The sequence below is a fragment of the Sphingopyxis sp. 2PD genome, assembly GCF_005503695.1.
In the GTDB taxonomy this organism is placed as follows: Bacteria; Pseudomonadota; Alphaproteobacteria; order Sphingomonadales; family Sphingomonadaceae; genus Sphingopyxis.
Window position 1 is genome coordinate 17826 of record NZ_SCMU01000001.1, and the last position, 21265, is coordinate 39090.

Below are 21265 nucleotides of genomic sequence, written 5' to 3' on the forward strand. Positions count from 1 at the left end.
ACTTTGTACCGGTTCCGGCTGCCTTTCGCGGGGGCGCTGCTTGCGCTCGCAGGATGCGCGCAATTGCCGCCCCCCGCCGCCGGGACCGGTGCTCCACCGCGAAGTTGCATCACTACAGCCGCGAGCATCAGCTTCGATTTTGAGGGCGCGCCGCTCTCACCGTGCACGATCGAAGGTGAGCGCGAGTTTTCTGTCCTTATCGCGCCCGAACACGCCCCGCCGATCAACCCGAGTCCGTGGTACGCATTCCGGTATAGGGCCGATGGCCCCGGCAATGTCATCGTCCATCTCCGCTATCTCGCGGCCAAGCATCGCTATCGCCCCAAATGGCGAAGCACGACCCATGCAACATCGCTCGATGTGTCGGAGGGTGACGACGGCAGGACCGCAACCCTCGTGCTGCCGCCCGGGCAGGCGGTCGTCAGCGGCCAGGAACTGGTCGGGGCGAACGAACAGGCCGCGCTGATGGCCAGACTCGATCGCAGCACTTCCGTCACCCGTGAAACGCTGGGCCGTTCGCTCGGCGGGCGTCCCATTGAAGCGCTCCGCATCGGCGATCCGTCCGCGCGGCGGCTGGTGATCCTGCTCGGACGGCAGCATCCGCCCGAAGTCAGCGGCGCAATCGCCATGGAGCATTTTCTGGACACACTGGTCGCGCGAGCCGACGCTGGAGAGCTTGCTGCGCAGGAGGTTCAGATTCTTGCCATTCCGCTGCTCAATCCCGATGGCGTCGCGCGCGGACATTGGCGCGCCAATCTGGGCGGCGTAGATCTCAATCGCGACTGGGGACGCTTTACCCAGCCCGAAACCCGCGCCGTCGCGGACTGGCTGGGACGCTTACCAAGCCGCATTCGCCCCGTCCTCATGGTCGATTTCCACTCCACCTCGCGCAACCTGTTTTACGTGCAGGGCGACGAGTCGAGCGAGGAACAGGAACGGTTTCTGACACGATGGCTTGGCGGGAAGGAAAATCTGATCGCCGGATATTCGTTTTCCATCGAGCGTCGCAACGCCAACGCTGGTTCCGGAACCGCAAAGAACTGGTTCCACGCCACCCATGCTATTCCCGCTTATACCTACGAGGTTGGCGACGAGACGAATCGTCAGGCAATTGCGCAGGCTGCTCGCGCGCTTGCGGTGGGCTTAATGGAAGCATTGCCGCCTTTGGACTTGCCTTAAGTTCGACTTAATAACTGAAATTGAGGCGAAAACCCGACTTCGTGATCAGCCGATCCTAGGTTCGAGCCCTAGTATGTCGACCTTTTCTTTCCAAAATGTCGGCAACCGACAAAGGCTGCGGGCGTTGCAGATTCGTGACCCCACCAATACCGCCCAGCCGCCCTTCACATTATCTCCGGGCGCCCCGCTACGCGCGGTTGAGCGCGTAAATGGAACTGCTCGATCCCGACCTGATTTGGCCGATCGTCGGCGCCATCATCGCGAGCGCGATCATCGGCGCGGAGCGCGAGTATCGAGCGAGTCCTGCGGGGCTGCGGACGCATATTCTGGTCGGCCTTTCCTGCTGCCTGCTGATGCTGTCGGCGGTGCATCAGATGGCGTGGCTAAACGATGCACCGATCGAGGTTGTCCGCATCGATCCGGTGCGCATGGCGCACGGCATTCTGACCGGCATCGGCTTTCTCTGCGGCGGGGTCATCTTTCGCGAAGGGTTCAATGTTCGGGGACTGACCACCGCGGCGTCGCTGTGGATGACGGCAACACTGGGAATGTTGTTCGGGATCGGGTTTTATGAACTGGCAATTTTCGGGGCCGCTGCAACCTTGCTGGTCCTGGCCGCGGTCACGATCACCGGTCGACGCGCGCCGCAGCAGCGCATCGTGCATCTGAAGGCCCGTTACCGCCGGTCGGAGGCGATGACGCTGAGCGAATTTGGCGCTCTCCTTGCCGAGCACGGGCTGGAATCGATCACCATCGACCAAGTGATGGCCGACGACATCCTCGAATTTGGCGCGATCGCGCATGGGTACAGCGAGGATCATGCCGAGCGACTGGCCGCCACGCTGGCGCGCGATCCGAATGCCACCGGATTCGAAATTCGCCCGCAGCAGGCGTGACTATCGGCGGCGGCGCCCGACAGCCGATGGCGATCATTCGGTGGCCCGAACGGCACCGCGAATCCGGTCGAACTGTGCCGCAATGTGGCGGGCGTAGGGGCGACCGGACGCGTCGACGACCAGTTCATCGCCGTGCCAGGCGACCAGGCCGCGCCGTTCGAAATCGCGCATTACGACGTGCGCCGCAGGGGCCAGCGGCCTGTCGATCGATGCCCTGCCGCGGCACAACAGCTCTCGGATGATGGCTGCGCGCTGGCGTTCATGCATATCCACCGCGACGCCGCGCGTCGCAGTCAGATGCCCTCCGCCGATCAGGTCGCGATAAGGACCCGCGCGCTTTTCATTCTGGACGATCAGGTCGGGAAATTTGCTGATCGCGCTGGCACCAAAACCGAGCAGGACGTCGGTGTCGTCGTCGGTGAAGCCCTGGAAGTTGCGGTTCACCCGCCCCTCGCCCGCCGCAATGGCGAGCGTGTCGGTGGGCAGCGCAAAATGGTCGAAACCGACCGGGATATAACCCGCCGCCGTCAGCCGGTCGAAACCGAGCGCCGCCTGTTCAAAGCGGAGCTTTTGATCGGGCAGATTGCTGGCGTCGATCCGGCGCTGGCGCGGGATCATGGCGGGTAGATGCGCGTAGCCGAACAGCGCGACGCGGCTGGGCGCGAGGCGGATCGTCTCGTCGAGGGTTTCGTCAAGATCGGTAAGGCTTTGCCCGGGAAGGCCGTACATCAGGTCGAAATTGATCGCATCGATCCCGCGCAGGCGCAGGCTGGCCACCGCATTTTCGATGTCGGCGAGCGGCTGGATCCGTCCGATCGCCTGCTGGAGCTGCGGCGCGAAGGTCTGCACCCCCAGACTGACGCGCCCGACCGACGAGGCCGCGAGGACGCGCGCCCAATCGGCAGAAAAACCGCGCGGATCGATCTCGATCGAAATGTCGGGATTGCTGGCGTCGAACACGGTCAGGATACGGTCGAGCAGACGCACAAAATCGACCGGCGCGATGGCGTTGGGGCTGCCCCCGCCGAACGCGATCCGCTGAACCCGCGCGCGGCCGCCGAGACGTTTGGCGACCATGGCGATTTCCGAGCGGAGCGCGGTCAGATAATCGGCGAGGCGCTGGGTCCGGTTCGCGGCGCCGGTGTTACAGCCGCAATACCAGCAGATCTGGTCGCAGAACGGGATGTGGACGTAAAGCGAGACGGGGGTCGCCGAGGCGATCCGGTCGAGCGCAGCTGCATAATCGTCAGCGCCGACGGCGTCGGTAAATTCGACTGCGGTCGGATAGCTGGTGTAGCGCGGAACCGGCGTAGCCAGAAGATCGGGGTGATAACTCCACATAGGGGGCAATTAGGCGGAGGCGCGCGCGACCGCATTGACGCAGATCAACGGCCTCATCAGCAGCAGCCCTTCCGAACGCCTGCCGACTTGCTGCGCCGATCGGTCATTGCGTGACACGCCTTGGCGCAGCTGTCGCTGCCCGGCTTGTCCGATCCGTCCGGCACCAGCAGCATGTGGCGACCGCCGCCGCAATCGGGAATGATCAGCATCCGGGCATCGACCGTCAGCGGCGTCAATGCGAGCGCGGTTGCGCCGGCCAGCGACGCGCAGGCGCGGCCGATCATGCCGCCCCCTCCTCTTCATCCTCGACAAAGATGCGCAGCGCCGCGCCATCGAGGTCGTCGAACTGGCCGCGGCGCAGCGACCAGAAAAAAGCCGCAAGCCCGAGCAGCCCCAGCCCGAGCGCGATCGGGATCAGCAGCGCGAGGCCGTTCACCGGATCGCCCTTTTGAGCCGCATCGCGTTGCCGACGACGATCAGCGACGAACCCGACATCGCGAGCGCCGCGACGAGCGGGGTGACATAGCCGAGGAAGGCCAGCGGCACCGCGATCACATTATAACCGATCGCGAGGACGAAATTCTGCCGGACGATCGCCTGCGTGCGCCGCGCCATGCGCAGCGCCGCGACGATCGGCATCAACCGGTCACCGAGAAAAATGCAGTCGGCGGCATTTTTGCCGACATCGCTGGCCGATCCCGGCGCCATCGATGCGTGCCCAGCCGCGAGTGCCGGACCGTCGTTCAATCCGTCGCCGATCATCAACACCCTGTGCGCCGCGCTTTGCCGCGCGAGCGCCGCCAGCTTGTCCTGCGGACTCATCCCCGTTTGTGCGGTCATCGCCAGTTCGCGGGCGACGGGAGCCACCGCAGCAGCGCGATCGCCGCTGAGGATCGACACATCGATGCCGTCGGCACGCAGCGCGTCCATCGCGGCGCGCGCATCGGGACGCAGGCGATCGGCGAAACCGATGGTCGCGGCGAGCGCGCCGTCGATCGACAGCTGCGTTGCGAGGGCGTCACCCTCGACCGGATCGCCCGGGCGGCCGAGGGTGACGATATGGTCACCCCATTTCGCTTCGACGCCAAAGCCCGGGGTTTCGCGGATCGAATGGACATCGGGGCGCGCGACGTCGAGCGCTTGCAGGCCGCGCGTCAGCGCTTCGCTGAGCGGGTGGCGGCTGGCCTGCGCCAGCGCGAGGGCAAGCGACTGGAGCTGCGGGTCGAGGCGTTCGAGATCGCGCGCCTCGGGGCGGCCCAGCGTCAGCGTACCGGTTTTGTCGATCATGGCGCGATCAACCTCGGCCAATCGTTCGAGCGCCGACCCGTCCTTGATCAGCACTCCGACGCGCATCAGCGCCCCCGCCGCGACTATCTGCGCTGCGGGGACGGCCAGGCCGAGCGCGCAGGGACAGGTGATGATCAGCACCGCAACCGCGATCAGCAGGCTGTGATGCCACCCCGCCCCGGCTATCATCCAGCCGATGAAGGCCAGCAGCGCCAGCGCATGAACCGCGGGGGCATAGAGCCGCGCGGCGCGGTCGGCGATGCGGACATAGCGAGACTTGCCCTGTGCCGCTTCGCCCATCAGGCGCGCGATGTCGGCCAGCGCGGTGTCGCCGCCGACCGCCGAAACCCGGACCTCGATCGGCGCATCGAGGTTGAGCGTACCGGCATGAACGCGGTCGTCGACGCGGACCAGTTGCGGCGCGCTTTCGCCGGTCAGCAGCGACAGATCGAGCCGACTTGTGCCGCGAAGGACCGCGCCGTCGGCGGCGAGCCGCTCGCCCGCGGCCACCAGCATCACCATGCCGGGCTCGAGCGCGGTGGCATCGGTCCAGCGGCTTTTGCCGTCGTCGCCCAGCACCATCGCGCCGGTACCCATGTTGCGCAGCAAAGCCGTGACGCCGCCGCGCGCGCGGTCGCGCATCACGCTGTCCAGCCAGCGACCACAGAGCAGGAAAAACAGCAGCATGACGACGCCGTCGAAATAGGCGTGCGGGCCGCTGGTCGCGGTCTCGAACAGGCTGAGCCCGGTGGTGATGAGGACGCCGATACTGATCGGCACGTCCATGTTCGTCTGACGATGACGCAGCGCGCGCCACGCCGAGCGGAAGAATGGCCGCCCGGCATAGGCGATCGTCGGCAGCGCGATCATCGCTGAAAGCCAGTGAAACAGGTCGCGCGTCGCGCCCGATGCCCCCGACCACACCGATACCGAAAGCAGCATGATGTTCATCATCGCGAAGCCGGAAACGGCAACCGCGCGGAGCAGTTCCCGGCTGTCTGCCGCCGCCGGATCGGCATCGCCCAACGCATTGCCGATCGGGTGCGCCTCGAACCCCAATGTCGTGAACGCGCCGATCAGGTCCGGCATTTCGGCATCGGGAACGCAGGACAGGTGGACGCGCTTTTCGGTGAAATTCACGCGCGCCGACGCGATGCGGCGATCGCGTACCAGCCCCTGCTCCAGCTTGGCGATGCACCCCGCGCATCGGATGTCCGGAACGGCGAAATCGCGTTCGATGAGGGCTACCGCGGTCATTGCATGTCCATCCGATAACGCGCCTCGTCGGTCCCCCGACCGACGACGATGTCGAGCCGCTGGCGCCCTATCGCCAGCGGCTCAACCGAGCGCCACGCGCCATCCTCCACCGCTTCGAACCGCAGGGTGAAAGGGGCGGTGCGCCCGAGAGGATGGCGGGCGGTTGCAGCGACGCGCAGGTCGCTCAGCGGTCGGTCATCCTTGCGAATTTCGACGCGAACATGGCGACCCGCATCAAGCGAGATTTTCGGCGTCCATCCCAACCGGTCCTGCGCCGCGGCGCGCGCCAGCCAGACATTATAGTGCTGGCTCGCGACATAGCTGTTTTCGACCACCTTGCCGCCGAAGGTCGACATCGCGAACCGCGCCATCGCGAAATTGACCGTGATGACGACAGCAAAGAAGCTGACGAGGATCGCGGCCATGTGCCGACCGGTAAAGCCCCCCCGCATCGGTTTGCCTGTCATTGTCCTGCCTCCGGCCGATCGAACTGGATGATATCGCTGTCGCCGCGCGGGTCGCCGTCAAGGCCGCGCGTTGCGATGGTGAAATCCTGCCGCGCCGGACCCTCGCCCGGCGCCGCAACGAACAATTTCACGCGGGTCACGCTGTCGGGTGCGAGCGCGATCTCGACGCGCCGGGTGGCGGTCTCGCGCGATCCGTTTTCGGTCCAAACCGCCGCCCCCGCGAGGGCATCGACCGTCACCGCCACGCGGCGCGGGCGCGTTTCCATGTTGCGCAATTTCAGCGTGTAATTGTTGCGAATGTGGCCGTCCGACAGCTGGACATAGAGCGGGCTGCGCTCGTGCTGCACCGCGAGGTCGAGCCGCGTGCGCTGACCGAGCGAAAACAGCATGGCAGCGCCGATCGCGCACCAGATGCAGAAATAGATCAGGGTGCGCGGGCGAAGCAGCGTTTTCATCACCGGTTTGCCGATGCCGCCCGCCTTTTCGACCGCGGCATCGTCGAGCGTGCAATAGTCGATCAGCCCGCGCGGTCGCCCGATCTGCCCCATCACATCGTCGCAGGCATCGATGCACAGCGCGCAGGTGATGCAGCCGATCTGCGGCCCTTCGCGAATGTCGATACCAGTGGGACACACCGCAACACATTGATTGCAATCGATGCAGTCGCCGAACGCGCCGGGATGCGCCTGTGCCTTTTTGACGCTGCCCCGCGGTTCACCGCGCCACTCCTTATAGGTCACGAGCAGCGATTTTTCGTCCATCATCGCGGTCTGGATGCGCGGCCAGGGGCACATATAGATGCACACCTGTTCGCGCATGAATCCGCCGAGGACGAAGGTCGTCGCGGTCAGCACCGCGACAGTACCATAGGCAATGGGTGCCGCCTGCCCGGTCCAGAAATTCACCGTCAACGTCGGCGCGTCGGCGAAATACATGATCCACGCGCCGCCGGTCCAGAAGGCGATGGTCAGATAGATCAGATATTTGACGGTCCGCTTGGACACCTTCTCTAGCGTCCATGGGCCGTTCGCCAACCGCATCTGCGCGTTGCGGTCGCCATCGACCAGCCGGTCGACATGCTGGAACAGGTCGGTCCACACCGTCTGCGGACAGGCATAGCCGCACCAGGCACGCCCCACCGCGCTGGTGACGAGGAACAGCCCGATCCCCGCCATGATGAGCAGGCCCGCGACGTAGTAAAATTCATGCGGCCAGATTTCGATCTGGAACATGTAGAAACGCCGGTTCGCGAGATCGACGAGCACCGCCTGGTCGGGCGCATAGGGTCCGCGGTCCCAGCGGATCCATGGCGTGCCATAATATATGGCGAGCGTGATCCCCATGACCGCCCATTTGAAGCGGCGAAAGGCGCCATAGACCTTTTTGGGATAGACGCCTTTGCGCGCCGCATAGAGCGGCGCGTTTTCGCCGGTCAGGTCGTCAGGGCTGGCCATTGGCTCCCTGCCCTTCATTGTTCGCCACCTGCGGCGCGGCTTTTTCGCCGCCACCGAGCGAATAGACATAGGTCGCGAGCATCTTGACCGTCACCGGGTCGATCCGGTGCGCCCAGCGCGGCATCACCCCGTTGCGGGGTTGCACGATCGTCGCGGTCAGGCTGTCGCGGTCGCCGCCGTAGAGCCAGACAGCGTCGGTCAGCTTTGGCGCGCCCACGGCGCGATCGCCCGCGCCCGTGGCGCCGTGGCAGACCGCGCAATTCGCCTGGAACAGCGTATTGCCGCGCGCTGCCGCCGCGCTCGGTTTTTCCTGCCCGCTGATCACGCGAACATGGCTGACGACATCGGCGATCTGCGCCGCATCGAGAATCCCGTCGCGTCCGAACGCGGGCATCTGGCTGGTCCGCGTCGCCTTGTGATCGGGGTTCCGGATCCCGTGCGCGATCGTATATTCGATGCTCGCAAGGTCGCCGCCCCACAGCCAGTCGTCGTCGGTGAGGCTGGGGTAGAGCTTCTTGACCCCCGCGCCGCCCGCACCATGGCATTGTACGCAATGGACGCGAAAGGCCGCGGCTCCGCCCTGCACCGCCGCCTGCATCAGTTCGGGGTTTGCAGGCAGGTCGGTCAGCGCCGTTGCAGCGATGGCGCTGATGATCGGCGCGCGGCGCGCCGCCTGCGCCTCCATCTCGCGGTCCAGCGCGCCACGGCTGGTCCACCCGAGCATTCCCTGCGTCGCGCTGTTGAGCATCGGCCAGGCCGGGTAGAGGACGACATAGCCCGCCGCCCACACGATCGAGGCGTAAAAGGTCCACAGCCACCAGCGCGGCATCGGGGTGTCGAGTTCCTCGATACCGTCCCATTCGTGACCGACGGTGCTGGTACCGGTGGCCTCGTCGATGCGCTTTTTGTCAGCCATGCTCGTCGTCCTTGAAGATCATCGTTGCGGCCTCTTCGTTGCGGCGGCGGGCGCCCTTGCGGAACGGCCAGGCAACCAGGCCAAGGAACAGAATGGTCATCGCGAGCAGCCCCCAGCTGTCGGCGAAATGGCGGAGATCGTTGTAATTCACCGCTTCACCTCCTCTGGCGCAGCGCCCTGTTCCTGCGGCGCGGCCTTTTCGACATCGACGAGCGTGCCGAGCATCTGGAGATAGGCGATCAGCGCATCCATTTCGGTCAGGCGGTCGGGATTGCCGTCGAAATCGCGCACCTGCGCTTTCGGGTAGCGTTTCTGCAGCTCGACGCCCGCGGCAGGATCGACCTGCGCCTTCATATCGTCGTTCGCGGCGGCAATCGCTTCCTTGCTGTACGGCACACCGACGCGCGACAGTGCGGTGAGGTCGTTCCGCATATCGCCCACATAAAGGTCGCGCTCGGCCAGAAAGGCGTAGGGCGGCATGATCGATTCCGGCACCACGCTGCGCGGGTCGATCAGATGCGCCTTATGCCACTCGTCCGAATAGCGCCCGCCGACGCGCGCGAGGTCGGGGCCGGTACGCTTCGACCCCCATTGGAAGGGATGGTCGTACATACTCTCGGCCGCTAGGCTGTAATGGCCATAGCGTTCGACTTCGTCGCGGAACGGGCGGATCATCTGGCTGTGGCAGGTATAGCAGCCTTCGCGCATATAGATGTTGCGGCCCGCCAATTCGAGCGGGGTGTAGGGGCGCATGCCGTCAACCTTCTCGATCGTGTTGTCGATCCAGAACAGCGGCGCGATCTCGACGATGCCGCCAATGGTGACGGCGATCAGCGAGAAGAAGCCGAGCAGCGTCACATTGCGTTCGAGCTTTTTGTGGCTGAGGCGCTTTTCGGCGGGTTGGGTGGCCATCATGCGGCTCCTTATTCGGCGGGGACAGCGACCAACGGGCGGTCGGCAGCGGCATTGTAAGGGGTTTCGGTCATCGGCTTTTCGGCGCGGACCCGCCCGGCGAGTGTCGCCCAGACATTGACAATCATGATGAGGAAGCCCGCGAGATACATCGCCCCGCCCGCGGCGCGGATCAGATACATCGGGTGCATCGCGGCAACGCTTTCGGCAAAGCTGTAGACGAGGTAGCCGTCAGAGCCATACTCCCGCCACATCAGCCCCTGCATGATGCCGGCGACCCACATCGACGCGGCGTAGAAAACGATGCCGACGGTCGCGAGCCAAAAGTGCCAGTTGACCATGCGCAGGCTATAGAGTCGCTCGCGGCCCCACAGGCGCGGCACGAGATAATAGACGCAGGCGAAGGTGATCATGCCGTTCCAGCCGAGCGCCCCCGAATGGACATGGCCAATCGTCCAGTCGGTATAATGCGACATGGAGTTGACCCATTTGATCGACATCATCGGGCCTTCGAAGGTGCTCATGCCGTAGAAGGCGAGCGCCATCACCATCATGCGGATGATCGGATCGGTGCGGATCTTGTCCCACGCGCCGTTGAGCGTCATCAGCCCGTTGATCATCCCGCCCCAGCTTGGCATCCAAAGCATGATCGAAAAGACCATGCCGAGCGTCTGCGCCCAGTCGGGCAGCGCGGTGTAATGAAGGTGATGCGGCCCCGCCCAGATGTAGAGGAAGATCAGCGACCAGAAGTGGATGATCGACAGGCGGTAGCTGTACACCGGACGCTCGGCCTGCTTCGGCACGAAATAATACATCATCGCGAGGAAGCCCGCGGTCAGGAAAAAGCCAACCGCATTATGCCCATACCACCATTGGGTCAGCGCATCCTGCACACCCGCAAAGGCGGCGTAGCTTTTCGACCCGAAGATGCTGGCGGGCATCGACAGATTATTGACGATGTGCAGCATCGCGATGGTGATGATGAAGCTGAGGTAGAACCAGTTCGCGACATAGATGTGCGGCTCGCGGCGCTTCACGATCGTGCCTACGAACACCGCGAGATAGGCGACCCAGACGATCGTGAGCCACAGGTCGACATACCATTCGGGCTCGGCATATTCCTTCGCCGCAGTGACGCCCATCAGATAGCCGGTGGCGGCGAGGACGATGAACAGCTGGTATCCCCAGAAGACGAAGCGCGCGAGGTTCGGAAAAGCGAGCCGCGCGCGGCAGGTGCGCTGGACGACGTAAAAGCTTGTCGCGATAAGCGCATTGCCGCCGAACGCAAAGATCACCGCCGATGTATGCAGCGGGCGCAGCCGCCCGAAGGTCGTATATTCAAGGTTGAAGTTGAGCGCCGGGAACGCAAGCTGGAGCGCGATGAACAGCCCAGCCCCCATGCCGGCGATGCCCCAGAACAGGGTCGCGATAACGCCCCAGCGCACGGGATCGTCATCATAGACGCCCTCGCTGGCGGGCATTTTGAGCAACCCCCGCGCCATCGCGCCATAATCGGCGCCCGAGACGGTTGTCCACAGCACGGCCAGCGCCGCGACGGCGACGATGCCCATATGCACCGCAAAGGGCGCATCGACCGCCAGCGCCGCCATCACCAGCGCCAGCAGCGCCAGCGCCAGCCAGCCGCCCGCCTTGATTACCAGACCGTCCATATGCTTGTCCCCGCTTGGAGCGGCTCTCGCGCCGCGCTTCGGCTCGCTCATGGACGCGACGGACCGCCGGAACATTGATCGGGATCAACAAATTGCTTGCGCTTCATCAATGCGGCGCGGCGCTCGGCGGCGCAGGGACGGCTCCATCAACAACAGGAGCGAATACCCATGAAAACCCGATATCTCTCCCTCGCCGCGCTGGCTGTAACGCTGGCGGTGCCCGGGCAAGCCGCCGCGAAAAGCGGCGACGTCCAGTTCAAGCTGCTCGCGACCTATGTGGCGCCCGACGGCAAGATCAAGGATGTGAAGTTCGATGCGATCGGCCTGCCCGCGGGCACCCAGACCAAGGCAGACGACAATGTTGTCCCGACGGTCGCGGTCGAATATTTCGTCGCCGACAATATCTCGGTCGAAACGATCGCGGGCGTGACCCAGCATGATGTCGTGGGCCGCGGCGCCCTGGCCGGTGCGGGTCTGGTATCGAATGCGAATATCGTGCCGGCGACGCTGACGCTGAAATATCATTTCGGAACAGACACCGGCATCAAGCCCTATGTCGGCGTCGGTCCCAGCTATTTCATCTTCATCGACGAAAAGCCGGGTGCAACCGCGGTCGCGCTGGGTGCGACAAAGCAAAAGATGAGCGATTCGCTGGGCGTGGCCTTTCAGGCCGGGGTCGATGTCCCGGTGAACGCCAAGGGGCTGTCGGTGACCTTCGACGCCAAACGCTACATCATGCGCTCGACCGCGCGCTGGTTTGCCGGTCCGGCCGAGGTGCTGCGCACGCGGCACAAGATCGACCCGTGGGTCGTCAGCGCCGGGCTCGCGTTCCGCTTCTGACGCGGCGGGTCAGCCCGCCATCGCCTCCATCGCCGCGCGATCGTTGATCACGATCTCGCGGCGTGACGGCAGGTCGAGCACGCCTTCGCCGCGCATCTTGGTTAGCTGGCGGCTCGTCGTCTCAATCGTCAGCCCCAGAATGTCTGCGATCTGCTGGCGGCCGAAGGGTAGCTCGAAGCCGCCCTTGGGCAGCGTCGCGTCGCATCCCTGCCCCGACAAGCGCTCGGACATTTCCAGCAGAAACGACGCGACTTTCTCCGACGCCGACTTGCGGCCGAGCAGCATCATCCAGTGCCGCGCGCGGTCAAGCTCGTCGAGCGTGCGGCGCAGCAGTTTCTGCTGAAGGTCGGGGTGCGAGCTGGCAAACTCGTCAAAATTGTTGCGGTTGAAAATGCACACCTCGGCATCGGTCATCGCGGTGACGCTATAGGGGCTTTCCTTGCCGAACGGTCGGCCAATGAAGTCCGACGGGAACACCACCCCGACAATCTGCTCGCGGCCATCGGCGGTCGAAACGACCAGCTTCAACACGCCGGTCAGGACATTGGCGACAACCGGTGCGCCGTCGCCCTCCCACAGCAATGTCTGCCCCTGGCGAACCTTTTGTTTGCGCCCCATTTTGCCGAGCGCCAGAATTTCCGTCGCGTTCAGGCTCGCGCAAATGGCGCGGTTCCGAACGACGCAGGCAGAACAATCGGTCATGTCGCCGCCGTACAACAGCGCCGCGATTTTGGAAAGCCGAGCCGCCTGTAGCGATCAGTGCATCAGCAGCAACGGCGCTGGCGCCGATTCCAGCAAATATCGGGTTACCCCGCCGAAGAATGTCTCGCGAAGGCGGGTATGGCCGAACGCGCCCATCACGATGAGACCGGCCCCGATGTCGCGCGCGGTCCGTTCGAGCGCTTCCTCGATCGTTTCGACCCCGCGCTCGACATGGCGTAGCTCGGCATGGCGTTCGTGGCGCGACAGGTAACGCAGCGCATCGTCGGCGGCGACCAGCCCCTCCTCCTCACCGACCATGACCATGATCACCTGCGCCGCATCGCGCATCAGCGGCACCGCGGCGCGCAGCGCGTGCGCGGCTTGCGGACTGCCATTCCACGCGATCATCACCGGCGCATCGAGGTCGATCGGACCACAAGGTTCGGGGATGGCAAGCACCGGTGCCGGGACCGCCATCGCGAGGTCCCCCGCCATCATCGGCGGCGTAAAGCTCCGGCGCCGATCGGCGGTGCCGAGCGAGACGATGACCAGATCGGCCAGCGTCGCGGCCAGCGTCAGCGTCGCCAGGACGTCGCCATCGGCCAGCGTCACCTCCCATGGCACATCTTCGCGTTCCAGGTCGGCCCGCAGTCGCCGGTCGAGCGCAATGTCGGCCGCCTGTGCCTTGGCCAGCTGCTCGCCCGCCAGGTACATGCCGCCGAACGGGTCGGTCGCGATAAACTGCTGAAATGGCGAGCTGATCACCAGATCCAGATGCGATCGATGCCGCCGCCCGATCGCCAGCCCGCTCTCCAGTCGCGCGGGCATTCCGGGACCGTCATCGGCGTGAATCAAGATATTGCGCACGTCAGATCTCCTGCTGGAACAGGGACAAGACACGGCGACGGACGCCGAGTCATTGATCGCGGTCAAAATGCGCGGTGCGGCGCAAGTAATGGTGATCCCGACGCGCCGAAATTGGGACAGTCGTGCCGCTTAAGCCTTTGGGATAGCTTGTACGCATTTGTCCCTAATGCTAAAAAATTTCGGCATCGTGCGGGGGCAGGGGCAAGTTCATGTTACAATCTGCAACGACAGTGGATTCAATTCCGAAACCGATTGTCGGATCGGCTGCACCTTGGTTCAAGGCGCATGTTCTGGACGTCAACCCGCAATATACTTTTCACACCGTGGCCGGACGAGCCGTCTTGCTGTTTTTCATGGGGTCGGCGACCCGTGATCGCGTCCGCGCTGCTCATGCCCAGCTGATGACCGACCCCGAGCGCTTTGACGACACGCGCAGCTGCTTTTTCGGCGTGACCGTCGATGCCGACGACCACACGGCAGAGCGGATCAAGACGCGGATCCCTGGTATCCGCTATATCCTCGACAGTGATCGGGCGGTCAGCGAGGCATATGGAGCGAGCCTTTCGGGCAGCGATCATTACGAACCCTATATCATGGTTCTGGACCGGCAGTTGCGCGTCGCGGGACGCTATCATTTGCCCGACGCCGACAAGGCACTCGCGCTGATCGATCGCCTCGCCGAAGAGGGGAAGCCTGAAGACTGGGCGCCAGTGCTGTCGGTGCCGCGCGTATTTGATCGCGCGACCTGTCAGCGCCTGATCGAGCTTTACGACGCCGAAGGCGGACGGGACTCGGGGTTCATGCGCGAAGTCGACGGCAAGACGGTGTCGGTGATCGATCATGGCCACAAGCGCCGTTCGGATGTCACCATCAGGGACCAGGCCTTCTGCCGCGCCCTGAGCGCCCGCGTGAACCATTGCCTGCGCCCGGTGATCCAGCGCGCGTTCAATTTCGACGCGACGCGCATGGAACGCTACATCGTCGCCTGTTACGATGCATCGGTCGCCGGCCATTTTCGCGCCCACCGCGACAACACCACCATGGGCACCGCGCACCGCCGCTTTGCGGTCACGATCAACCTCAATGACGATTTCGACGGCGGCGAGCTGCGCTTCCCCGAATTCGGCACGCGCACCTATCGCCCGGCCCCCGGCGGCGCGATCGTGTTCGGTTGCGGCCTGCTCCACGAAGCGACGCCGGTCACGCGCGGACGGCGTTACGCCTTTCTGCCCTTTCTCTATGACGACGAGGCAGCGGCGCAGCGCGAGGCGAACAACCAGTTCCTGGGTGAAGGGGTCGGCGCCTATCGGCAATAGCCGGAGCTGAGCGCTTCAAAGCTCGATCGAAATTTTCACGTTCTGCGGCTTGATCCCGGCGAGCGCCGCAATGCTGAGCTTGGCTGCGTAGATCATGATGCTCAGCCGCTGCGGATTCGCCAGCCCGGCCGGAATTTCGCCATGTTCCCACCCCGTCTCCAGCATCACATCGACTTCGTCGTCCGGGACCGCCGCCTCGAGCCCGCCGACCAGTTCGAGTTGCGAGATCCCAAGCACGCTCGCCAGCACCCGCAGGTTGCTGAGCCGCGGCTGCGTCTTGCCCGACTCCCAAGCCCAGATCGTCGGTCTGCTGAGGCCGGTCCGCATCGCAAGCTCTGACCGGCTGATGCCGCATTGTTCGCGATAACGGCGAAGCCGCGTCGGCAGGGGCTCGGCCGCGTCATACTCGATGGGGCGGGCCGAGGCGCTCATGGGCGATGCAACGCCCGCAGTTTCCGTGCCGCGGCGGGCGGTTGCGACCCCCGGCTCGGCCCGGCTTCGGCGCGGCTTGAAAAAGCACCGCTCTTGCCGATGACGTTCATATCCATTGACGCCCCCTCAAGTCCCGCGCCACGATCGAATTCAAAGTGCCAGAAATCGCGGTTTTTCGTCATTCCCCGATGGGGACATCGAAAAATCGGCCTGTCCCGCGATTGCACAATTTCGGGGGTGATGGGCGGCCGGTTGCGGCGCTCAAGGGTTAGAAAGCGGTTCCCAAAGAGATCGAGAATTTTTTCGAACGATCACCGTCCTGCCTCACAACGGGCTGGGCAATGTTGAAGCGTAGCTTGCCGGGCCCGGCATTGAATGCCAGTCCGAAGCCGACCGCGACGCGCGGCTTGGCCGAATTTCCGATCAGCCGCTCACCCGCGATCAATTCGCTCTTCGACGCGCCAAACACCGATCCGGCGTCGACAAAGACGCTGGGCGAAACGCCGAATTTCTGCATCGCGCCCTCGATCCGAAACGCGACTTCCAACCGACCGACATAATAGGCACGGCCGCCAATCGCCGTCGGGGGTGCAACCGGCGCCTTCAGCGGCACGACCTTAGGTCCGATCCCGCGCAGGTCGAAACCGCGCATGCTGTTGCCGCCGATGTAGAAGCGGTCAAACAGCGGGATCGTCCGACCGCCGATCGCTTCCATCATCCCGCCCTCTAGGCCGAGCGAAACGTCAAACATATCTCCGATGCGGTGATGGAAATTGCCGCTGACCCGGATCCGGGCATAGCGCGAGGTTCCGCCCGGTCCGGCGATCTCGGGGGTCAGGCGAAGCTGGAATCCACGCGTGGGATCGACGGCTCGGTCGCGCCGATCGAGCACAAGGCCGACGCTCAGGACCGAACTGGTCGAGCGGCCCAGGTCGTTGCAAAACGGGCTTCCATGCAGCCCCACGTCGCATTGCGCATTTTTCTGACGGATCAGGAAATCCTCGTCCGAATATCGGTAATTGGCCGCGACCCGCAAGCCGCGCGCCAGCGGTTTGCCGGCATAGAAATTGACCCCCCGCGCGGTCTGCCGAAACACCGACGATTTGCTTTGGGCGTCGAAACCGACCGCGGTCGATCGCGAATAGAAGAAGGTCGGCGCCAGCGACACCTTGCTGCCCATGAAATTGGCGTCGGCCAGACCGAGTTCGAACAGCCGCTGGATTTTCGAATAGCGCGCCGACGCGGTGATGTCGCGGCCAGGGGCACCGATGTTGGTGCGCGCGATCTTGACCGTTCCGACCGGACCTTCGAGCGAGGAATAGCCGCCTGAAAAAGCGAGGCCGCCGCGCGGCAGCGTCTCGATCGACAGCAGATCGGTTTCGCTGGCCTGACCATCGGCGCCGTCGATACCGGTCGTGCCGTCGATGCCCGTTTCGACGAGACCTTCCTCGCCATATTCAGGCTCGGCGGACGGCATGCCAAGCTTCGATGCATCGGGGCGCCCGTCCAGAGCGGCGCGGGGCGAATCGGCATCGCCCAGCCATGGCGCGGTTGAAACGTCGCCATCGAAGGCCGGGAATTTGCGCATCCCTGCCGCCGCTTTGCGGCCGACCCGCTGCCCCCCGCCGATCGAGAAGCACGGCGGCCCCATCCGATTCTGCGCTGCCACGACGCACGCCAGATTGACCATGTCGGCGGGCAGTGCAGGCAGGTCGAACGCCGTGATCGTGGCCGGTGGTCCGAATCGCACCGCAAGGCTCGGCTTCAGATCGCTTGGAACGGCCTTCGCCGCGACATGGGACGGACTGCCGCGCGTCGCGGCCTTCCTGCTGCGCGCAGCGGCGATCGGCCGCAATGCCGACGCGGTCCGCTTGGCTGCGACCTTTGCGGCCTTGGGAGCAAGGCAATCCGCGCAGGCAGCCCCGCCCGTCGCCAGCGCCACCGCGGTGTGCGCCATGACCGCCTGCCGCCGAACGCCGGCATCGCCGAGCCAGAACGCTCGTTCGACATCGACATTCAGCTCGGCGAGCGCTTCGTCGATCGCAGCAGCAGCGATGACGCTGGTTTTTGGCGGCACGACCGTCCGCGCCTTGCCGGTTGCGGCGTTTGCGGAAGCGACCGAAGGCGCGATCGGCGCATTCCAATCGATGACGAGCGGAGCGGGCTTCGCCGTTTTCGCGTCAGCGTCGGGTGCAGCAATCGGCGCGCGGGCTTCGACCAGCCCCGGCGCGATCGATGCGGTCAGAATGAGGGCGTCCGAATTGGGCGTCGGCGCCATGTCGGCAAACTCGGCTTGCACCTCGTCGAGCGGGCGCCCTTCCTGGATCGACAGCACCCGCGCCATCGCCGTCGATTGGCGCAGCGTCGCATAGGGCGCGGCCTGGACGATTTCGCGCTCGCGCGCGTAGAGCGGCGCGGTTTCGCCGACACTGAATATCACCGCGACGCCCAGCGCGGTGCCTTGCACCGCCTGGTGAACGCCCCGGAACAATATTCCGTATCCCGCCAACCTCTTCCCCCTGTCATGCCGGCCGGTCCCGGCTTCACCTTCTCCCAAGCCGCGTCGGGGTCATCCCTCGCGGAAGGACCGGTTGAAACTGTCGATCATCGGCTGGAACAGATATTGCAGCAGCGAGCTTGACCCGAGGTCGATATAGACTTCGGCCGGCATCCCAGACATCAGCTGAACGTCGGGATATTTCTTGAGCTGCGCCGCCGATATCTCGACGATCACCTTGTAATAGATTTGCTGTGCGTCCTTGTCGTAGATCGCATCGGGGCTGACTTCCTTGACCGTCCCGATCAGATTGGGGATCACGCGCGCCTTGTACGGCGTGAGCTTGATTTCCGCCTTCAGCCCTTTGTGAACCACGTCGATGTCGATCGGGCGAAGGCGCGCCGACACCACGATCTTTTCGGACGTCGGAACGATGTCGAGGATCGGCTGCCCGGCGCCGATGACCCCGCCTGGCGTAATCAGCCGCAGATTGGCCACGCGCCCGGCGACGGGTGCGACCACCTGTTGGCGTGTGCGAATATCGCTGCTGACCGTTAGCTTTTCGCGCGCTTCGGCGATCTGGAGCTGAACCTGACGCTGCTGGCCGGTCGCCTCGAGCACCATCTGACCGCGCAGCGAGACCATCTGCGCGCGCGTCTCACCAATCGTATCGCGCAGCCGGTCGAGATTGTTGGTAAGCTTGCCGCGTTCGCCGTCGACCAGCGCCTTTTGCCGTTGCAGCGCGAGGAGTCGGGACTTGCGTTCCAACCCCTCATCGACGAGCATGTCGACGCCCATCTGTTCGTCGTCGAGCAGCTTCGCCTGATCGGTCAGCGCCGCGATCTGCGCCCCCGAACTGCGAATATCGGCGTTCGACTGTCCGATCCGCTGCGACAAGATCTGCGCCTGTTCCGCCAAGCCGCGACGCCGCGAGGCGAATTCCGCATTGGACGCGGCGATGATTTCCTTCACCTCGGGATCGCCAGCCGCCGCCAGCAGTTCGGCGGGATAGCGAACCGTGGGCAGCCCCAACCGCTCGGCGGTGAGCCGTGCGTCCTGCGCGAGCAGACCGTAAAAGCTCGTCCGCAAGGCCGCGTCCGACGCCTCGCTTTGCGTCTCGTCGAACAGCACGAGCGGTTGGCCGGCGCGCACCTCCTGCCCTTCCTTGACCAGGAACTGGCGGACGATGCCGCCTTCCAGATGCTGGACCGTGCGGCGGCCACCGCCTTCGGCCTCCAGAAACCCGCTGGCGATCGCCGCGCTATTCAGCGGCGCAGCCCAGCTCCAGACCGCGAAAGCGAGAACAAACAGACCGATTGACAGCAGCGCGAGCCGCATCGAGCCGTTCACCCGCGGTCCGGCGACATCATGATCGGGAGATGGCAGCGCGAGACGCACCGGATCGCCATCTTCGCCGAGGCGAAAAGGAATGTTCATGCCTCCATTCCCCCTTGTTTGAACATCGCCGGATTGGCCTTGCCGGGCCCGCCCGGAGGCACTGCTTCGCCGGGGGGGATCGATCGCCGTTTACCAGCCATCTCCTCGACCACCGTCCGGGCATCGCCGAATTTCGCAACCTGCCCGTCCATCATCAGCAAGATCTTGTCGGCCAGTTCGAGCAGATTGGCGCGGTGCGACACGATAATCGTCGTCATGTTGAGCGTTTTCAGCTTCTTGATCGTTGCGAGCAATGCGGCGTCGCCGCGCGCATCGAGGCTGGCATTTGGTTCGTCGAGCACGATCAGCGGCGGTAGCCCGAACAGCGCGCGCGCCAGCCCGATGCGCTGGCGCTGACCGCCCGAAAGCTGATGCCCGCCGTCGGTCAGGACGCAGTCATAGCCGCCATTGAGGTGCAGGATCATTTCATGGCAGTCGGCCAGCTTCGCCGCCGCGATCACGTCGGCGTCGCGGGCATCGGGACGAAAGCGTCCGATATTCTCGCGGATCGATCCAGGCAGCAGTTCGACGTCCTGCGGCAGATAGCCGACATTTGGACCAAAATCGCTGCGCATCCAGTCGAACGTGTCGGCGCCATCCAGCCGCACATGCCCCGACAAAGGCTTCAGGACGCCGACCAGAAGCCGTGACAAGGTCGTCTTCCCAGACGCCGACGGCCCGACGATCGCCAGCGACGTCCCCGGCGCGATCGCGAAACTGACGTTCTTCAGAATCGCCCCCTTCATGCCGGGCGCCGCATAGGTCAGATTCTCGACCGCCATTGCTCCGGACGGTTTGGGCAGCGCCATCTGCGAGGGACGCGGCGTCGGCAGGTCACAGAATCGCGACAGCCGCTGCAGGCTCTCGCGCGCCAGCACAAATTGTTTCCAATAGCTCATCGCCGCTTCGATCGGCGCGAGCAGGCGGGCGATCAGGATCGATCCGGCGATCATCGCGCCGCCGGTCAGTTGCTGGTCGAGCACCAGCAGCGCCCCTATGCCGAGCACGGCAACCTGTACGAGATTGCGGACGAATTTCATCCACGCCAGGATCTTGCTCGATTGAAACTGCGTCCCGTCGACCGCTTCGGTTTCGGCAATGTAGCGCTCGCGCCAATGCGCGATGGTGTCCTTGCCCATCCCCATCGCGTCGATGACTTCGCTGTTGCGTACCAGCGATTCGGCATATTGCATGTTCGCGGTGGCAAGCGCCTGGGTGTCGCGGATCGCCGTGCGCGTGATCCGTTCATTGTACCAGGTCAGGCCGAACAGCATCGCGGCACCGACGGCCGACAGCAGCCCAAAGACCGGGTGCAGCAAGAAAACGACGAGCAGGTAAAGCGGCACCCACAGCATATCGACGACACTGAACACCGTGGGGGTCGAGATGAAATTCTTGACCTGCGTCAGTTCGCGGAGCGCTTCGAGCCGCACGTTCGGCGCGATCAGCCGTTGCTCGAGCGAACGCAGCAGCAAGGTCGGTCCCAATTGCTGCGCCAGCCAGGTCCCGACCCGGTTGGCCACCTGCTGCCGGATGCCGTCGAGCATCGAGCCCAATGCCACGACCAGCGTGATCGCGAGCGCGAGGAAGAACAGCGTATCCTTGCTCTGGCTGGTCAGGACGCGATCAAAGACCTGCATCATGTAAAGCGACATGGCGAGCGCCGCCATGTTGGTGATCGCCGAGAACAGGATGAGCCGGACCGCAATCGGCTTTTGCGGGATCAGGAGCTTTTTGAGCAGATTGTCCGGATTGTCGGACGCCCGCCCCGCGGCGAGAGGATTCCAGGACATGT

20 protein-coding genes are annotated in these 21265 nt (G+C 64.5%); 4 read left to right on the plus strand and 16 right to left on the minus strand.

Annotated features, from left to right (window positions below; all coding sequences use genetic code 11):
• Nucleotides 1-63: 63 nt before the first annotated feature.
• Together FFS18_RS00075 and FFS18_RS00080 are read left to right on the plus strand one after the other, a co-directional pair.
• Nucleotides 64-1179 carry a M14 family metallopeptidase gene (locus tag FFS18_RS00075; RefSeq protein ID WP_171005169.1) on the plus strand — a complete coding sequence of 372 codons (1116 nt, stop codon included), beginning with the start codon at nucleotides 64-66 and terminating at the stop codon, nucleotides 1177-1179.
• A 209-nt stretch (nucleotides 1180-1388) separates the two neighbouring features.
• On the plus strand, nucleotides 1389-2075 hold the full coding sequence (locus FFS18_RS00080; protein ID WP_137869243.1) for an MgtC/SapB family protein: 687 nt from the start codon (nucleotides 1389-1391) through the stop codon (nucleotides 2073-2075).
• Between the two features lie 33 nt (nucleotides 2076-2108).
• On the opposite strand, the gene hemN is transcribed toward FFS18_RS00080, so the two are convergent.
• The 10 genes from hemN to ccoN are packed head-to-tail and all read right to left on the minus strand — an operon-like array spanning nucleotide 2109 to nucleotide 11379.
• Nucleotides 2109-3416: an oxygen-independent coproporphyrinogen III oxidase gene (hemN, locus tag FFS18_RS00085; protein WP_137869244.1), complete on the minus strand. Its 1308-nt coding sequence runs from the start codon at nucleotides 3414-3416 to the stop codon at nucleotides 2109-2111.
• A 56-nt stretch (nucleotides 3417-3472) separates the two neighbouring features.
• Nucleotides 3473-3700 (minus strand): hypothetical protein, encoded by a 228-nt coding sequence (locus FFS18_RS00090; protein ID WP_120216671.1) that lies wholly within the window; start codon nucleotides 3698-3700, stop codon nucleotides 3473-3475.
• Nucleotides 3697-3852 carry a cbb3-type cytochrome oxidase assembly protein CcoS gene (ccoS, locus tag FFS18_RS00095; protein ID WP_120216672.1) on the minus strand — a complete coding sequence of 52 codons (156 nt, stop codon included), beginning with the start codon at nucleotides 3850-3852 and terminating at the stop codon, nucleotides 3697-3699. Before ccoS ends, FFS18_RS00090 begins: the two co-directional genes overlap by 4 nt.
• Nucleotides 3849-5960 (minus strand): heavy metal translocating P-type ATPase, encoded by a 2112-nt coding sequence (locus FFS18_RS00100; RefSeq protein ID WP_137869245.1) that lies wholly within the window; start codon nucleotides 5958-5960, stop codon nucleotides 3849-3851. The genes ccoS and FFS18_RS00100 overlap by 4 nt, the downstream gene beginning before the upstream one ends.
• A complete protein-coding gene (locus FFS18_RS00105) occupies nucleotides 5957-6427 on the minus strand; it encodes a FixH family protein (RefSeq protein ID WP_137869246.1) in 471 nt (156 codons plus the stop codon). The genes FFS18_RS00100 and FFS18_RS00105 overlap by 4 nt, the downstream gene beginning before the upstream one ends.
• Nucleotides 6424-7881: a cytochrome c oxidase accessory protein CcoG gene (gene ccoG, locus FFS18_RS00110; RefSeq protein ID WP_137869247.1), complete on the minus strand. Its 1458-nt coding sequence runs from the start codon at nucleotides 7879-7881 to the stop codon at nucleotides 6424-6426. Before ccoG ends, FFS18_RS00105 begins: the two co-directional genes overlap by 4 nt.
• Nucleotides 7868-8797: a cytochrome-c oxidase, cbb3-type subunit III gene (gene ccoP / locus FFS18_RS00115; RefSeq protein ID WP_137869248.1), complete on the minus strand. Its 930-nt coding sequence runs from the start codon at nucleotides 8795-8797 to the stop codon at nucleotides 7868-7870. Before ccoP ends, ccoG begins: the two co-directional genes overlap by 14 nt.
• Nucleotides 8790-8948, minus strand: a complete 159-nt coding sequence (locus tag FFS18_RS00120) for a cbb3-type cytochrome oxidase subunit 3 (RefSeq protein ID WP_137869249.1) — start codon at nucleotides 8946-8948, stop codon at nucleotides 8790-8792. The genes ccoP and FFS18_RS00120 overlap by 8 nt, the downstream gene beginning before the upstream one ends.
• Entirely contained in the window at nucleotides 8945-9709 is a 765-nt protein-coding gene (ccoO, locus tag FFS18_RS00125; protein WP_137869250.1) for a cytochrome-c oxidase, cbb3-type subunit II, read from the minus strand. The genes FFS18_RS00120 and ccoO overlap by 4 nt, the downstream gene beginning before the upstream one ends.
• A gap of 11 nt (nucleotides 9710-9720) precedes the next feature.
• The gene (gene ccoN / locus FFS18_RS00130) at nucleotides 9721-11379 is read right to left on the minus strand and encodes a cytochrome-c oxidase, cbb3-type subunit I (protein ID WP_137869251.1); all 1659 of its coding nucleotides are present in this window, start codon (nucleotides 11377-11379) and stop codon (nucleotides 9721-9723) included.
• Nucleotides 11380-11547: 168 nt separating this feature from the next.
• On the opposite strand from ccoN, the gene FFS18_RS00135 reads away from it, so the two are divergent.
• On the plus strand, nucleotides 11548-12219 hold the full coding sequence (locus tag FFS18_RS00135) for an OmpW/AlkL family protein (protein ID WP_137869252.1): 672 nt from the start codon (nucleotides 11548-11550) through the stop codon (nucleotides 12217-12219).
• Between the two features lie 9 nt (nucleotides 12220-12228).
• Here the strand turns inward: FFS18_RS00135 and FFS18_RS00140 are convergent, their stop codons facing one another.
• On the minus strand, nucleotides 12229-12921 hold the full coding sequence (locus FFS18_RS00140; protein WP_120216679.1) for a Crp/Fnr family transcriptional regulator: 693 nt from the start codon (nucleotides 12919-12921) through the stop codon (nucleotides 12229-12231).
• Nucleotides 12922-12975: 54 nt separating this feature from the next.
• Nucleotides 12976-13788 carry a universal stress protein gene (locus FFS18_RS00145; RefSeq protein WP_137869253.1) on the minus strand — a complete coding sequence of 271 codons (813 nt, stop codon included), beginning with the start codon at nucleotides 13786-13788 and terminating at the stop codon, nucleotides 12976-12978.
• Nucleotides 13789-14018: 230 nt separating this feature from the next.
• On the opposite strand from FFS18_RS00145, the gene FFS18_RS00150 reads away from it, so the two are divergent.
• Nucleotides 14019-15104 carry a 2OG-Fe(II) oxygenase gene (locus FFS18_RS00150; RefSeq protein ID WP_249340231.1) on the plus strand — a complete coding sequence of 362 codons (1086 nt, stop codon included), beginning with the start codon at nucleotides 14019-14021 and terminating at the stop codon, nucleotides 15102-15104.
• Nucleotides 15105-15119: 15 nt separating this feature from the next.
• Here FFS18_RS00150 and FFS18_RS00155 read toward each other — a convergent pair whose 3' ends face one another.
• The 4 genes from FFS18_RS00155 to FFS18_RS00175 all read right to left on the minus strand — a co-directional run bounded on the left by FFS18_RS00155 (nucleotide 15120) and on the right by FFS18_RS00175 (nucleotide 21263).
• Nucleotides 15120-15536: a helix-turn-helix domain-containing protein gene (locus tag FFS18_RS00155; protein ID WP_137869255.1), complete on the minus strand. Its 417-nt coding sequence runs from the start codon at nucleotides 15534-15536 to the stop codon at nucleotides 15120-15122.
• Between the two features lie 268 nt (nucleotides 15537-15804).
• A complete protein-coding gene (locus tag FFS18_RS00165) occupies nucleotides 15805-18027 on the minus strand; it encodes a BamA/OMP85 family outer membrane protein (RefSeq protein ID WP_137869257.1) in 2223 nt (740 codons plus the stop codon).
• A gap of 78 nt (nucleotides 18028-18105) precedes the next feature.
• Entirely contained in the window at nucleotides 18106-19470 is a 1365-nt protein-coding gene (locus tag FFS18_RS00170) for an HlyD family type I secretion periplasmic adaptor subunit (RefSeq protein ID WP_137869258.1), read from the minus strand.
• On the minus strand, nucleotides 19467-21263 hold the full coding sequence (locus FFS18_RS00175) for a type I secretion system permease/ATPase (RefSeq protein ID WP_120216686.1): 1797 nt from the start codon (nucleotides 21261-21263) through the stop codon (nucleotides 19467-19469). The genes FFS18_RS00170 and FFS18_RS00175 overlap by 4 nt, the downstream gene beginning before the upstream one ends.
• Between the last annotated feature and the right edge of the window lie 2 nt (nucleotides 21264-21265).

Excerpts from the sequence above, each read along its gene's own strand:
- FFS18_RS00080 (WP_137869243.1), top strand. The coding sequence starts at position 1,389 with ATGGAACTGCTCGATCCCGACCTGATTTGGCCGATCGTCGGCGCCATC.
- hemN (WP_137869244.1), bottom strand. The coding sequence starts at position 3,416 with ATGTGGAGTTATCACCCCGATCTTCTGGCTACGCCGGTTCCGCGCTAC.
- FFS18_RS00090 (WP_120216671.1), bottom strand. The coding sequence starts at position 3,700 with ATGATCGGCCGCGCCTGCGCGTCGCTGGCCGGCGCAACCGCGCTCGCA.
- FFS18_RS00100 (WP_137869245.1), bottom strand. The coding sequence starts at position 5,960 with ATGACCGCGGTAGCCCTCATCGAACGCGATTTCGCCGTTCCGGACATC.
- FFS18_RS00105 (WP_137869246.1), bottom strand. The coding sequence starts at position 6,427 with ATGACAGGCAAACCGATGCGGGGGGGCTTTACCGGTCGGCACATGGCC.
- ccoG (WP_137869247.1), bottom strand. The coding sequence starts at position 7,881 with ATGGCCAGCCCTGACGACCTGACCGGCGAAAACGCGCCGCTCTATGCG.
- ccoP (WP_137869248.1), bottom strand. The coding sequence starts at position 8,797 with ATGGCTGACAAAAAGCGCATCGACGAGGCCACCGGTACCAGCACCGTC.
- ccoO (WP_137869250.1), bottom strand. The coding sequence starts at position 9,709 with ATGGCCACCCAACCCGCCGAAAAGCGCCTCAGCCACAAAAAGCTCGAA.
- ccoN (WP_137869251.1), bottom strand. The coding sequence starts at position 11,379 with ATGGACGGTCTGGTAATCAAGGCGGGCGGCTGGCTGGCGCTGGCGCTG.
- FFS18_RS00135 (WP_137869252.1), top strand. The coding sequence starts at position 11,548 with ATGAAAACCCGATATCTCTCCCTCGCCGCGCTGGCTGTAACGCTGGCG.
- FFS18_RS00140 (WP_120216679.1), bottom strand. The coding sequence starts at position 12,921 with ATGACCGATTGTTCTGCCTGCGTCGTTCGGAACCGCGCCATTTGCGCG.
- FFS18_RS00155 (WP_137869255.1), bottom strand. The coding sequence starts at position 15,536 with ATGAGCGCCTCGGCCCGCCCCATCGAGTATGACGCGGCCGAGCCCCTG.
- FFS18_RS00170 (WP_137869258.1), bottom strand. The coding sequence starts at position 19,470 with ATGAACATTCCTTTTCGCCTCGGCGAAGATGGCGATCCGGTGCGTCTC.
- FFS18_RS00175 (WP_120216686.1), bottom strand. The coding sequence starts at position 21,263 with ATGTCCTGGAATCCTCTCGCCGCGGGGCGGGCGTCCGACAATCCGGAC.